Here is a 13765-nt window from a genome sequence, read left to right as displayed (position 1 = left end):
GCCGCTGCACCGTCCGCTCCAGCCCCGATCCCCTGTGCCGTCCGGTCCGTGTCCGAGGGGCGGATCGCGATGCCCGAGCCGAGTCCCGGCCGGTTCCGCGGCACCGCCGCGTGCCACACGCGGCCGGGCCGCCCCTCCTCCTCGCTTCCCTCCGTGCCCGTGTCCGGGCGCGGAGGGTCCCCCGGGCACTCGCCCCTGCTTTCCGTAACCCCCCTAGGGAAGACCGAAAGGACCACTGACCTATGACCGAGCAAGCTGCAGGGAGGGACGGGTCGCCGCCGGTGCGTGCGCACGGCGACGACGCCGATCCCTCCACCGCGCAGGGTGCTGCGGGAATCGCTGATACCGCTGGGCAGGCGCCCGGCGGCTCCGGTCCCGCGGCCGGTCAGGCCGCGGCGGCGGACAACGGAACGCCCAAGCCCGACGCCGTCGTCCCCGCCGACGGCCCGGCCCCCGGTGCCCCCGCAAGCGGAACCGACCTCGGGGCGGCCCCTCCCGCCCCCGATGCCGCCGGTGAACGCTCCCCTTCCCCCCTTGTCGACGGTGCGCTGGGCCGTTCGGATGCCGCGCTCGGATCGCCGGCCGCCGCACCGGCACGGGAACCGTCCCCGGAACCGTCCGCTGCCTACAGCGACCCGATCTCCCAGCCGATCCCCGTCGTCCCGGCGAGCCTCCGCCCGGAGCCGCAGCAGGACCCGGCCGCCGAGCGGCCCGGCGCCGCCTCCTCCCCGGAGGGCGCGGCCGCCCCGGCCGCGGCGCAGGCCGACACTCCGGCGGTGCCGGGGGCGGCCACCGAGGCCGCCCCGGCCGAATCCGGGGCGGAGACGACCGCCGCCGCGCGTGAGGCGGCGGCGGAGAGCACGGTGGCGGCGGCCGGCGCCGCCGCGGTCGAGCCCGCTGCGCAGGACCGCCTGGGCCGGCCCGGGCGCCCCGCCCTCGCGTTCGCGGCGATCGCGGGCGTGGTGCTGATGGCCACCCCCTTCGCCGTCAGCGAGACCTCCCAGCGGCTGGCCTCCACGCCGATCGACCCGGTCGACCAGGAGGGACTGCTGGGCTTCCTGACACAGCCGGGTGCCGACGCCAGCGGCGCGGCCACCGTGAGCGGGGAGCGCCCGCCCTCGGGTGCGGCGGCCTCGGGGCCGAGCGTCATGGAGAACGAGCCCGCGCCCGAGAGCGGCTATGTGCCCGAGGTGCTGCCCGAGGACCCGCCCGCGCAGGGCGGCGCGGGCGATCCGGGAGACCCGGGGCCGGGCGGTCCGTCCGGATCCGGATCGGGCGGTTCCTCCGGTGAGGGATCGGACGGTTCGCGCGGCGGTGAGGACTCCGGCTCGTCCGCGGCGTCGGATTCGTCCGGGGACGGACTCTTCTCGGGGTTCGGCCTCTTCGGCGGTGGGGGAGAGGACGAGGAGGAGGACGAACCGGCCGGCGGCAACGGCCGGGGCGACGGCACCCGCGACTCTGATTCCGGTAGCGGCTCCGGCTCCGGTGCGCGGTCCGACGACTCCGGGGAATCCCAGGAGTCCGCGGACGGTGAGGATTCCGCGGCGGGCGGTCTGTTCGACCGCAACACCAACGGGGCCGTGCCGATGGTCGACTCCGACTCGGAGGAGACGGCCGAGGAAGGCGGAGGGAGCGGGGACGACACCCCTGCTTCCCAGGGCGGCGCCCCCGAACGAGAGGAGCCTGCCGAGGAGGACGCCGCCGAGCCGCTGGTCGAGCAGCAGCGGGCGGACGTGGGTGAGCCCCTGAACGCGGATCGGGGAGTCCCGATGGCCGAAGCGGTCCCCCCGTCCGCCCCTGAAGAGCAGCGGCCCCAGGAGGACCGGCCGGTCCAGGAGCCGAATGCTCCGCGGATCACGGAGGGGATCGACGGCGACCCGAGAGACTCCGAGCAGGAGCAGCGGCCCCAGGAGCCTGCCGAGGACCGGCAGCCCCAGCGGGAGACCCCCCAGGAACCGCAGCAGCCGCCTGAGCCCCAGCAGCCGCCGGCGGAGGAGCCCCCGCCCCCGCCTCCGCCGGAGTTCCGTTATGCGGCGGTCGCGGGTGTGGGGTGCGGCCCGGACGAGCGCATCGCCTACGGCACCGCCGGGGAGTTCTGGTCCGGGGACGGCACCGACAGCTGGGCCTTCGGGTTCGACGGCGGGTACACCGATGAGAACTGCGACGGCCGGTGGCACGCCATCCCCGTCTCGGGCGATCCGAACGTGCGGACCAACCAGTACGCGTTCTGGACGTTCAACATCGGTTTCACCGGTGCGAAGTGCGACATCTACGTGCACATCCCCGACGCGGAGAGCCCGCGGTGGGTGGGCGGCGCCCCGGCGCAGTACCGGGTCCACCCCTCCGCCGACCCGGCGACCAGCGAGCCGTTCGCCTCGTTCACCGTCGACCAGGTCGGGAACAAGGGCGGGTGGGTGCACGTTGGCTCCTACACCCCGCCGGGTGACACCATCAGTGTGAAGCTCCAGAACAATGGAGCCGATCAGGTGGAGGGCCGGGACACCAACGCCCATGTGGTGTCGTCGGCGGTCCGCACCCGCTGCAATTGACGCATTATGGGGGCGGAGCTCCGGCGACCGGCCGGGGCTCTGCCCCTCCCCCCATCGAAAACGGTGCCGCGCCTCCCGGCCGCAGCCGTTGAAAGGACCCGGCGATGTCCCGACAGCTCCTCAAGGTCGATCCGGACGGCAGGGACGCGCACCCGACCATCCGCGCGGCGCTGGCCGCGGCCCGCAGCGGCGCGCTCATCTCCATCGCGCCCGGGCGCTATGAGGAGAGCCTGATGGTCACCAAGGTCGTCACCCTCGCCGCGCAGAACGGGCGCGGCAGCGTGGAGGTCATCGCCGACTCCGGCACCGCCGTGGCCTGCGTCGCCGAGGCGGTCAAGATCACCGGCCTCGTCATCCGGGGCCGCGACGGCGACCGGCCCGCCGTCGACATCCCCATGGGACAGCTGGAACTCGCCGACTGCGAGGTGGACGGCTCCGCCTGGGCCGCTGTGGTGGTGCGCGACGACGGCGCCTTGGCCATGCGCGACTGCCGGGTCACCAGTAGCGGGGGCGCCGGCGTGGTCATCACCACCGAGCAGCCCACCATCATCGAAGACACCATCATCGAGAACGTCGAGAGCACCGGCGTGGTCATCGGCGGCAAGGGCCGCCCCACCGTGCGGGCCTGCACGATCCGCGACGCGCGCGGCAACGGCGTCTACGCCAACGACCGCGCGGCCGGCTCCATCGCCGACTGCGAGATCACCGGCGTCACCAAGCCCGCCATCGCCCTGGACGACGACGCCGCCACGACGATCAGCCGGGTGCACGTGCACGACGTCGCCCAGGACGCGCTGCTGGTGTCCAGCAGCGGCCGCGCCCGCGTCGAGGACTGCACGTTCGAGGACATCGGCGGACGCGGCATCGCCGTGCACAGCGACGCCGACCCGCAGATCACGGGGGTCACCATCGTCCGCCCCGCCACCTCGGGCGTGCACGCCTGGGGCAAGGCGCGCGGCATGCTGACCGGCTGCACGGTGCGCGACGCGGGCGAGGACGCGGTGCGCATCGAGGACCGCTCCTCGACGGCGTTCGTGGAGCTGACCGTGCAGGGCGGCGGCGGCGTCCGGGTGAGCGGCGGCAGCACCGCCGAGTTCGACCGCGGCCTCGTAGCCGAGACCACCGGTTCGGCCTTCACCATCGAGGCGGCGGCCCCGTTCCTGCGCGGCGTGGCGATCAGCGAGGTCCGCGGGCACGGCGTGCACTTCGCCGACCAGGGCCAGGGCCGGGTTGAGGACGTCAGCGTCGAGCGCGTCGGCCGCAGCGGAATCCAGGCCGGTGCCGGCTCGCGCCCGCTGCTGAGCAACGTGCGGGTACGCGCGGCCCGCGACAACGGCGTCACGATCGCCGGGGACGCGGTGGTCGACATGCGCGACTGCGACGTGTCCGAGTGCGGCGGCGACGGGATCTCGGTGCAGCCCGGCGGGGAGGTCAGCATGCTGCGCTCACGCATGCACGGGGGCCGCCGCAACGGAGCGATGGTGGCCGCCGGCGCCCGCGCCGACCTGCGTCATTGCGAGGTCTTCGGCAACATCGGCGACGGCGTGCTCGTGCACAGCGCCGAGGACGTCACGCTGGACACCTGCTCGGTGCACGACAACCAGCGGGCGGGACTGCGCCAGACGGTGCGCAGCGACCGCGTGCGCGCCGAAGGGCTGGTCAGCCTCGACAACGGCAGCCCCGACGCCTACGGCGAGTCCGCCGGCGCCCTCGCCCCGCCGCCCCTGACGGCAGAGAACACCGAACCGCCCGCTCCCGGCGACGACGGCGACCTGCTGGAGGTGGACGGGCCGCTCGCCGAACTGGAGGCGCTGGTCGGCCTGGAGAACGTCAAGCACGAGGTCACCACCCTCATCAACCGCAACCAGATGGCGCAGCGGCGGGCGGAGATGGGCCTGCCCACCCCGACCATGAGCCGCCATCTCGTCTTCGGCGGCCCGCCGGGCACCGGCAAGACCACCGTGGCGCGCCTCTACGGCCGCATCCTCGCCGACCTCGACGTGCTGCGCTACGGCCACGTCGTGGAGGTCGCCCGTGCCGACCTGGTGTCGCAGTACGTGGGCGGCACCGCGATCAAGACCACCGAGGTGTTCGACAAGGCGCGCGGCGGTGTGCTGTTCATCGACGAGGCCTACACGCTCGCCGCCCAGCAGGAGGGCGGCGGCGGTGGGGGCGGCGCGGACTTCGGCCGGGAGGCGATCGACACCCTGGTCAAGCTGATGGAGGACCACCGCGACGACGTCGTGGTGATCGCGGCCGGCTATACCGACGACATGGCGCGGTTCCTGGCCGCCAACCCCGGTATGGCGTCGCGGTTCAGCCGCACCGTCGAGTTCCCCAACTACACGACCGACAACCTGGTCAGCATCGTTCAGCGGATGTGCGCGGACTCCCACTACGAGCTCCCGGCCGACACCGAGGCGGCGCTGCGCGGGTACTTCGACCGGATGCCCAAGGGCGCCACGTTCGGCAACGGGCGCACGGCGCGCAAGACCTTCGAGGAGATGATCGACCGGCAGGCGTTCCGGCTCGGCTCGACGGTTCCCGCCGACCCCGGGGAGCTGTCGCGGCTGCTGCCCGAGGACCTCGGCGTGCAGGCGGGCGGGGAGGGCGCCGCCGACGGCGGCGACCGGCTCGAGCGCCTCCGCCGGGAGCTGACCGAGATGGTGGGGCTGTCGCAGGTCAAGTCCACGGTCACCGACCTGGTCAACCTGATCGCGACCGGCCGCCAGCGCCGCCAGATGGGCCTGCCGGTGCCCAGCATGAGCCACCACCTGGTCTTCGCCGGCCCGCCCGGAACGGGCAAGACCACGGTCGCCCGGGTCTACGGCGAGCTGCTGAACGCCCTCGGCGTGCTGCCCAGCCCGCAGATCGTGGAGGCCGCCCGCGCCGACCTGGTGGGCCGCTACATCGGCCACACCGCCCAGCTCACCACGGAGGTCTTCGAACGGGCGCGGGGCGGCGTGCTGTTCATCGACGAGGCCTACACCCTGACCCCCCAGGGCGGTACCGGCGGGGACTTCGGCCAGGAAGCGGTGGACACCCTGGTCAAGCTGATGGAGGACCACCGCGACGAGGTGGTGGTGATCGTCGCCGGCTACACCGCGGAGATGAACCGCTTCCTGGCGTCCAACCCCGGTCTGGCCTCGCGCTTCAGCCACCGGGTGGAGTTCGCGGACTACTCCGACGAGGAACTCGTCACCATCATCCGGCGCATGGCCGAGTCCAACGGCTACACCTGCGCGCCGGAGACCGTGGAGCGGCTGCACGAGCACTTCGCCGCGGTACCGCGGACGGCGTCGTTCGGCAACGCGCGCTACGCCCGCCAGACCCTGGAGCGGATGATGACCCGCCAGGCGGGCCGGCTCGTGCACGTGGCCAACGCCACCCGCGAGGACCTCACCGCCCTGGGCCCCGAGGACGTGCCGGCGCCGCAGGGGGCGTGACACGGGCCGCGGTACGGCGGGCGGCGGCCGCCGCGGAACAGGGCGGCGGCCGCCCGCCGGTCTGTGCGCGGACGGACCCCGCCGCCCGGCGGCCGGGGCGGCGGTTCACGCGGGGTTGGGCAGCGGGAGCAGGTCCTCGCGCGCGATCGGGGTGCCGTTGTGGCGGACGGTCACCTCGCTCTCGGTGATCTCGTAGACGTACTCGTCGTTGGACGCCTCGTAGCCGTCGGCGGTCTGCTCGGCCGGGACCATCACACCGGGGTCCTCGCGGTCGGTGAACTCGCCGAAGTAGTACAGCACCCCCGATTCCGTCTCGCAGATGGTGATCTGCTTGTCGGCGGTCTGGAACGCCTCGACCAGGGACGCGTCGGTTTCCGGGAGGCGCTCCGCCAGCCGCTGCGGGCAGGATCCGTCGGGCAGGCCGGGCAGGCCCCCGGCGCTTCCGGGCGGGAGCACGCTGTTGGCGGGCGGCGGGGTGTCGTCCTGCACCGCCGCCACGCAGCTGTAGAGCAGGAACGAGCCGAGCAGGAACAGCGCCGCCGCCAGGACGGCGGGCTTCGCGCGCTTGAGGGCCTCCTGCGGGTCGCCGCGCGACCCCGCCCGGGGCGCCGCCGGGCGCACGACGGTGGCGGGATCGGAGCCCCGCGCCCGGGTGAAGCTCGGCGGGCGCCATGGCGGCGGGGTGAGGATCGGTGCCGTGACGGGTCCGGTGTCCGCCGACGCACCGGGGCCACGAGGGGGCCGCGGGGTGCGGCGCGCGCCCGGCCCGCCCTCAGCGGCAGTTCCGGCGGCGGGACGGCGGGTGCCGACGGGCGCGCCGGCCCGGCGGCGGTCGGTGCCGGGCCGGTCGTCCTCGGGCGCCCACGGAGCACCGGCCTTCGCGTCCTCCTGGTCGCCCCAGGGGTCGGAGTCGGACCAGAAGTCGCCCGCGGTGTCCCCGCCGTCCGCGGGGGCACGGTCCCGGGACGCGCGGTCGGCCGCCGCGGCCCGGCCGGCGAAGGGCTCCGCCGGGGGGCGGTCGTCCATCGCGGAGGCCCAGGCTCCGGCGGGCATCCAGGGCTCGGCCGGTGTCAGCGGCTCCCGGGCCGAGCGGGGGCCGGGAGGGATCCAGCCGCCGGTGGCGGAGGGATCGTCCGCTGCCCGGTCCCAGGAGAACGCGCGGTCGTCCTCCGCCGCCCGGCCGCCTGATGCCGCGGGCCGGGGCCGGGAGGGGGTCCGGGATCCGGCTGCGGCGGGGGGCTCCGGTACGTCCCAGCCCGGCGGGTCCGGCGGATCCGGGGGGTCCAGCAGCAGGTCGCCCGTTGTGGTGCGGGGGTCGGCGGCGGGGGCGTCGGGCCGCCTGCGCGGCGGGGGCTCCCCGCCCGCGGCGTCGCATGTGGGGCAGATGAGGACGTCCCCCGAGCCGCTGTCGGAGTCGCACAGCAGGCAGCGCCAGATCGTCGGCATCCCGCCGCTGGACGTGAGGGGGTCGCCCGCCGGCGCCGGGGGCTCCTCGGGCGGGCGCGCCGCTGCGCCGGGGGCGCTCGCGAAGGGCCCCGGCGGCTCAGGGGCCGGCGGGGCGGGCTCGCCGTCGGTGTCGGCGGCCCGAGTGCTCCGCTCGGGCATCCCGCAGACCATGCAGTTCGCCATGCCGACGTTGTTGTAGGTGTCGCAGGAGGAGCACCACCATGTGCGGTCCGGCACGCGCTTCCTCTTCTCAGCGGTCATCGCGGAGACCGTTCGTGAAACCGGTTCCGTGCCACATCATCCCGTAACGCTGCCATATCCGGACTCCGAGTGGTAATCCAATCGATGAACCATTCATTGGTGCAATCCATAATGGATCGACCGAACGGGAGATTTCGCAGGTAGCGCGTGTTCCTCGGGTCATGGGATTTTTCCGGCGTCCCGCCCCGTGGGAAAGACCATACCGGCGGCTCCGGGGCGCCGCGGCTCCCGCAACGGGAGCGCGACGGCCGCCTGGGGCGCGGGATCGTGCGCGGCACACCGCCTCGCGGTGCGCGTCCGGACGCATGGCCGGATCCCGTTCGGCCCAGGTCCAGGGCCGGAGGGCCCCTTCGCCCCGGAAGAGGTCCCGGCCTTTCGCCCGTTTTCCGGTCGGAATTCGCGTGCCGCGGCGGATGGGCGTGTTCGCTCCGTTCCGCCTTTCCGGCACCGTTCCTCAAGATCAATTACGGCATTCCCCCCGCGTACCGCGTGTGCGCGCCGCCGGGGGGCGGTGGCTTCGGAGCGCGCGGTGAACCGATCGCGGCGCGCGCACGTGTCAGGGGTGACCGCGCATCCGCCGGACCGCACCCTCGGGCCGGCCGGAACCGCGCGCGGACAGGCGATGGCCGCCCGGGGGGAGCCCGGAGACGGCCGCGGAAGGGGAGCGGGATGCCCGAGATCGAGACCGCGGACGCACCGTCCGCACCGCCGGGACGCGGAGCCGCGGCGACCCGCAGGGCCGTCGTCGCCGGGACCTGCGCAGCGGGGCTGACGGCGCTGGCCGGCTGCGCGGGCGGCGTCCGCGGCCCCCGGGAGGGCGGCGCGGACCTGATCGCCGCGGCCGAGGTCCCGCTCGGCGGCGGCACCGTCTTCGACGAGCAGGGCGTGGTCGTGTGCCAGCCGACCGAGGGCGACTTCCGGGGGTACTCGGCGACCTGCACCCACGAGGGGTGCCCGGTGGACGCGGTCATCGACGGCTACATCTTCTGCCCCTGCCACGGCAGCCGGTTCCGGATCGAGGACGGCGAGGTCATCGGAGGCCCCGCTCAGCGGGCGCTGCCGGCGGTCGGCCTCGTCGTCGAGAACGGCCGGGTCCGGCTGGCCTGAACCGCGTCCGCCGCGCACGCGTGCCCGCCCCGCCACGGGGGACGGTGCGGCGCTCGGGGACGGCGGCCGGGGGGCGCGGTCCCCAGCCGCGCCACCGGTCCGCGCCGCGCCGGCCGCCCGGCGCGGCGCGGACCGCTCGGGTCACTGCTTGGTGGTGTGCTCGGGCCGCACGTGGACCACGATGCGCCGCTCGCCGGGCGCCGCCCACGGGTAGGTGTCCTGGCCGAGGTACTTCCGGGCCATCGCGTCGATGAAGGAGTTGTCGGCGTCATCGGCGAACCGCTCCACCCTGCCGCGGACCTCGACGTAGCGGTAGGGGTCGTCGGGGTCCTGCACCGATACCGCCACCCGGTCGTCCCGCTGGAGGTTGCGGTACTTCTGCCGCGTCGTGGTCTGGCTGAACTTCAAGGTCTCGCCGTCCCAGTCGATCCAGACGGGGTTCACCTGGGGCTCGCCGCGGGGGCCGAGCGTGGCCACGCTGGCGAAGGCGCGTTTGGCGAGGATGTCCTCGCGGTCCTCCGGGATGATCGGCATGCTGCTCCTTCGAACGATCGGCCGGGTGGGAGCCGCTACCGATCGGCGCGCCGTTCAAACGCCGGGGCGCCCGGGAGCACGGACCGCACGCCCTCTTCGCGGACGCGGGGCCGGCCCCGGCGCCGCCGGGGGGAGGGGCGGCGGGGAAGACCGCCCCTCCCCCCGGGCGCGGGGCGGTCCGGGGCACGGGGTCAGGAGACCGCGTCGGGCCCGGTGCCGGGGTCGCCGTCGAGCAGGGCCGCCAGCCGCGGCGGCAGCTCCTCCAGCGCGTAGGGCAGGCTGAGCACGGAGCCGAACGACAGCGCGCCGTTGAGGTCGCTCATCTCGGGCATGGCCAGGACCCGGCCCTCGCGCGCGACGTCGAGCCGGGTGAACACGGTCTCGTCGAGGACGCTGTCGTCCTCGGCGCCGTACAGTCCCACCAGGAGCGCGTCGGCCTCCAGCACCTCGATCCGTTCGAGGCTCACCTGCTGGGGCGCCCGGTTCTCGTCGGTGAACAGGCCGGCCGCCGCCTCGGGCAGGGTCAGGCCGAGCTGGACGAGGAAGTCCGGGGCCGGTCCCTCGGCGTAGGCGAACGCGTCGCCGTCGATGGAGGTGGCCAGCAGGCCGGTGGCCTCGGCGAACTCCGGGTGGTCGGCGCGGACCCGCTCGAACCGCTCCTCGATGTCGGCCACCAGCGCCTCGGCGTCGTCCTCGCGGTCCAGCGCGGTGCCGACGATCCGGGTGATCTCCTGCCATGTGGCGCCGTAGTCGGCGACGCCGGCCGGCTGGGCGACGGTCGGGGCGATCTCGGAGAGCAGTGTGTACTCCTGCTCGGTCAGGCCGGAGTTCACGCCGAGGATGAGGTCGGCTCCCAGGGTGCCGATCTGCTCGAAGTTGAGTTCGTCGACCGGCAGCACCTCGGGCAGCGCGCCGTCGCCGAGGGCGTCACGCGCCCAGGGCCACAGTGCGCCGTCGTGGCCTCCGAACCATTCGCGGACGCCGACCGGGGCCACGCCCAGGGCGAGGACGTAGTCCTGCTCGGTCAGGCCGACCGTGACCACGCGTGAGGGGCGGCCGGAGATCTCCGTGGTGCCGTACTTGTGCTCGATCGAGCGGGACGGGCCGTCTCCGGTGCTCTCCCCGGCCTGCGGGCCGCAGCCGGACGCGGCGAGCGCCGCGAGCCCGCCCGCGCCGAGCAGCACGCTGCGGCGGGAGACGCGGTGGGCCCCGAGGGGGCGGTCGGCGCGGTGGGGGCGCCGCGCTCCGATACGGCGCGGACGCGCTGTGGTGCTGCTCAACGGGTGTTCTCCTGTCATCTGCCTGAGCCGGGCCGCCGGAGGTTCCGCGTGCGGGGGGCGGACGCGCCTTCGGGCCGTCGCGCGGGGGCGGCCGGCCGCCGGACCGGGGGCGGTAGCGCCCGGCCGCGGCGATCGGGCTTAGGTTAGCCTAGGCTCATATCGCCTGACCAGGCGGGGGCCGGTCCGCGTGCGCGCCGTCCTCCCGCATCCGGGTCGGGAACGCTCGCGGTCCGGCCCGCCGCGGGGTCCGGTACCTCCCGTTTCGCCCAATGTCGCCTGGGTAGCCGTCGTCTCCGACGGCCCGGCGTCACGGGCACACCCACCGGCCCTCCGGTACGGCCGCGGCGGTGCTCCGCTCCTTTCGCCGGGTCCGCACCCGAAAGGAGCCACCGATGACGCACGACCCCGGGGCCGGCGGGTACGACCCGCGGTCCTTCGACGAGTTCCTGGCACGCTTCTTCGGGCCGGGGGGAGCGCGCCGCAACGCCCAGCGCGTCGACCTGTCGCGGCTCATGGACGGGGAGGCGCGCGAAGTCGTCTCCGAGGCGCTGTCACGGGCCACCGAGGCCGACCACACCGACCTCGACGCCGCCCACCTGCTGTGGGCCGTCCTGCGCTACGCGCCCGCCCGGGAACTGGTGGTCCGCGCCGGCGCCGACCCCGGCGACCTCGAACGCGAGGCGTCCAGCGAGGCCGAGCACGCGCCCGGCGCGGGCCCCGGCGTGCCGATGCTGACCCCCGCCGCCAAGCGCGCCCTGCTCGACGCCCACCAGATCGCCCGCGCCCTGGGCCGCCCCTACATCGCGCCCGAGCACCTGCTCTTCGCCCTCGCGCTCAACGCGGAATCGCCCACCGGCCGGATGCTCGGCGACTCCGGCGTCACCCCCGACTCCCTCCAGGGGGCCGCCCGCTCCGCCCGCCGCGGCAACGGCGGGGCGCCCGCCGCGCCGGGCGCCGAAGCCCCCAGCCAGACCCCCAACCTCGACGAGCACGGCACCGACATGACCGCCCTGGCGGCCGAGGGGCGGCTCGACCCGGTGGTCGGCCGCGACGAGGAGGTCGAGCAGACCATCGAGGTCCTGGCACGCCGCCGGAAGAACAACCCCGTCCTCATCGGCGACCCCGGGGTCGGCAAGACCGCGATCGTCGAGGGGATCGCCCAGCGGATCGCCGACGACGAGGTCCCCGAGACGCTGAGCGGCCGCCGGCTGATCCAGCTCGACCTCGCCGGGGTGGTGGCCGGCACCCGCTACCGCGGCGACTTCGAGGAGCGGGTGAAGAAGCTGATCGAGGAGATCCGCGCCAACGCCGACCGGATGCTGATCTTCATCGACGAACTCCACCTGGTGGTCGGCGCCGGCGGCGCCGAGGGCGCCATGAGCGCGGGCAACATCCTCAAGCCCGCCCTGGCGCGGGGCGAGCTGCACGTCATCGGCGCCACCACCCTCGACGAGTACCGGCAGAACATCGAGAAGGACGCCGCACTCGAACGGCGCTTCCAGCCGGTCATCATCTCCGAGCCCGGCATCGACGACACCATCGAGATCCTGCGCGGGCTGAGCGACCGCTACGAGGCCCACCACCAGGTCCGCTTCAGCGACGAAGGGCTCGTGGCCGCCGCCGAGCTGTCGGACCGCTACATCACCGACCGGTTCCTGCCCGACAAGGCCATCGACCTCGTCGACCAGGCCGGGGCGCGGGTGCGGCTGCGCACCAAGACGCCCAGCGTCGACCTGCGCGAACTGGAGCAGCGCCTGCGCGACCTGGAGGCCGGCAAGGACGAGGCCGTCCGCAATGAGGACTTCGAGCGCGCCACCGAGGCGCGCGACGAGATCCAGCGGGTCAAGGAGGCCATCGCCAAGGCCCGCAGCTCCGAGCCCGCCCAGGTGCCCGAGGTCGGGGTGCAGGACGTCGCCGAGGTCGTCTCCCGCGCGACCGGCATCCCCGTCGCCCGGCTCACCGAGGAGGAGCGGGAACGCCTCACCGAGCTGGAGGAGCGGCTGCACACCCGCGTCATCGGCCAGCACGAGGCGGTGACGGCGGTCGCCGAGGCGATCCGCCGCTCGCGCGCCGGGCTGGCCCCGCCGGACCGCCCCATCGGCAGCTTCCTGTTCCTCGGCCCCACCGGTGTCGGCAAGACCGAACTGGCCCGCGCGCTGGCCGAGGCGCTGTTCGGCTCCCAGGACAGCATGCTCCGGTTCGACATGAGCGAGTTCCAGGAGCGCCACACCGTCAGCCGCCTGGTGGGCGCCCCGCCCGGCTACGTCGGCTACGAGGAGGCGGGCCGGCTGACCGAGGCCGTGCGCCGCCAGCCCTACTGCGTCATCCTGCTCGACGAGATCGAGAAGGCGCACCCCGACATCTTCAACCTGCTGCTGCAACTGCTCGACGACGGGCGGCTCACCGACGGCCAGGGCCGCACCGTCGACTTCCGCAACGTCGTGGTCATCATGACGAGCAACCTCGGCTCGGAGTTCATCACCGGCAGCGGGCCCATCGGCTTCACCGGGGGCCGCGGCGGCGGGGGCGAGCCCCAGCGGGACCGCATCATGGGGCGGCTGCGCGACGAGTTCCGGCCCGAATTCCTCAACCGGATCGACGAGATCATCGTCTTCTCCCAGCTCGGCGAGGACGAGCTGAACCGGATCACCCGCCTCATGCTCGACGCCACCCGGCGGCGGCTGCGCGCACAGGACGTCATGATCTCCTTCACCGACGACGCCGTGCGCTGGATCGCCGAGAAGGGGCACCAGCCCGAGTTCGGGGCCCGGCCGCTCGCCCGCACCATCCAGCGCCACGTCGGCAACCGGCTCTCGTCGATGCTGCTCAACGGCGAAGTCAGCCCCGGCGACCGGGTACGCGCGGGCACGGGCGACGACGGCCTGAAGTTCACCGTGACCCGCGCGGAGGGCAACGGACCGGAGGCGACCGGGGAGCCCGGCACGGACCGCCCGCCGGAATCATCCGGCGCCGGCCCCGCCCCGGGCGCAGAGGACCAGGCCGCCGGATGACCGGCGCGAGAGCGCGGTGACGGGTTCCGACCGCGGGGACACGCAACGGCCGCCCGCACACCGCCGGTCCGGACGAGCTCGGGACGCGCTGGAATTCCGGCGAGACGTGGGCGCGCGCCGTGGGGCGTCTC

Annotated in this window: 7 protein-coding genes; 4 read left to right on the top strand and 3 right to left on the bottom strand. The window is 74.7% G+C overall.

Features of this window, described 5'->3' with window-relative positions; genetic code table 11:
• Window positions 1-242: 242 nt before the first annotated feature.
• Window positions 243-2549, top strand: coding sequence for a hypothetical protein (locus tag ACFO4E_RS08625; RefSeq protein WP_378572634.1), 2307 nt, complete (start codon window positions 243-245; stop codon window positions 2547-2549).
• A 104-nt stretch (window positions 2550-2653) separates the two neighbouring features.
• Window positions 2654-5995, top strand: a complete 3342-nt coding sequence (locus ACFO4E_RS08620) for a right-handed parallel beta-helix repeat-containing protein (RefSeq protein WP_378572632.1) — start codon at window positions 2654-2656, stop codon at window positions 5993-5995.
• A gap of 105 nt (window positions 5996-6100) precedes the next feature.
• On the opposite strand, the gene ACFO4E_RS08615 is transcribed toward ACFO4E_RS08620, so the two are convergent.
• Window positions 6101-7702 carry a hypothetical protein gene (locus tag ACFO4E_RS08615; protein WP_378572630.1) on the bottom strand — a complete coding sequence of 534 codons (1602 nt, stop codon included), beginning with the start codon at window positions 7700-7702 and terminating at the stop codon, window positions 6101-6103.
• 669 nt (window positions 7703-8371) lie between these two features.
• On the opposite strand from ACFO4E_RS08615, the gene ACFO4E_RS08610 reads away from it, so the two are divergent.
• The gene (locus ACFO4E_RS08610) at window positions 8372-8809 is read left to right on the top strand and encodes a Rieske (2Fe-2S) protein (RefSeq protein WP_378572628.1); all 438 of its coding nucleotides are present in this window, start codon (window positions 8372-8374) and stop codon (window positions 8807-8809) included.
• A 141-nt stretch (window positions 8810-8950) separates the two neighbouring features.
• Here the strand turns inward: ACFO4E_RS08610 and ACFO4E_RS08605 are convergent, their stop codons facing one another.
• Window positions 8951-9343 carry a PPOX class F420-dependent oxidoreductase gene (locus ACFO4E_RS08605; protein WP_378572626.1) on the bottom strand — a complete coding sequence of 131 codons (393 nt, stop codon included), beginning with the start codon at window positions 9341-9343 and terminating at the stop codon, window positions 8951-8953.
• 191 nt (window positions 9344-9534) lie between these two features.
• Entirely contained in the window at window positions 9535-10623 is a 1089-nt protein-coding gene (locus ACFO4E_RS08600) for an ABC transporter substrate-binding protein (RefSeq protein WP_378572624.1), read from the bottom strand.
• 392 nt (window positions 10624-11015) lie between these two features.
• On the opposite strand from ACFO4E_RS08600, the gene ACFO4E_RS08595 reads away from it, so the two are divergent.
• Window positions 11016-13634: an ATP-dependent Clp protease ATP-binding subunit gene (locus ACFO4E_RS08595; RefSeq protein WP_378572622.1), complete on the top strand. Its 2619-nt coding sequence runs from the start codon at window positions 11016-11018 to the stop codon at window positions 13632-13634.
• Window positions 13635-13765 lie beyond the last annotated feature (131 nt).

It is taken from the genome of Nocardiopsis mangrovi (assembly GCF_042653925.1).
Lineage (GTDB): Bacteria > Actinomycetota > Actinomycetes > Streptosporangiales > Streptosporangiaceae > Nocardiopsis_B > Nocardiopsis_B mangrovi.
Note: the sequence above shows the minus strand (reverse complement) of the source record. Positions and strands in the feature narration are given on the sequence as shown.

Coding starts and splice junctions, on each gene's coding strand:
- ACFO4E_RS08625 (WP_378572634.1), top strand. CDS start 243: ATGACCGAGCAAGCTGCAGGGAGGGACGGGTCGCCGCCGGTGCGTGCG.
- ACFO4E_RS08620 (WP_378572632.1), top strand. CDS start 2,654: ATGTCCCGACAGCTCCTCAAGGTCGATCCGGACGGCAGGGACGCGCAC.
- ACFO4E_RS08615 (WP_378572630.1), bottom strand. CDS start 7,702: ATGACCGCTGAGAAGAGGAAGCGCGTGCCGGACCGCACATGGTGGTGC.
- ACFO4E_RS08610 (WP_378572628.1), top strand. CDS start 8,372: ATGCCCGAGATCGAGACCGCGGACGCACCGTCCGCACCGCCGGGACGC.
- ACFO4E_RS08605 (WP_378572626.1), bottom strand. CDS start 9,343: ATGCCGATCATCCCGGAGGACCGCGAGGACATCCTCGCCAAACGCGCC.
- ACFO4E_RS08595 (WP_378572622.1), top strand. CDS start 11,016: ATGACGCACGACCCCGGGGCCGGCGGGTACGACCCGCGGTCCTTCGAC.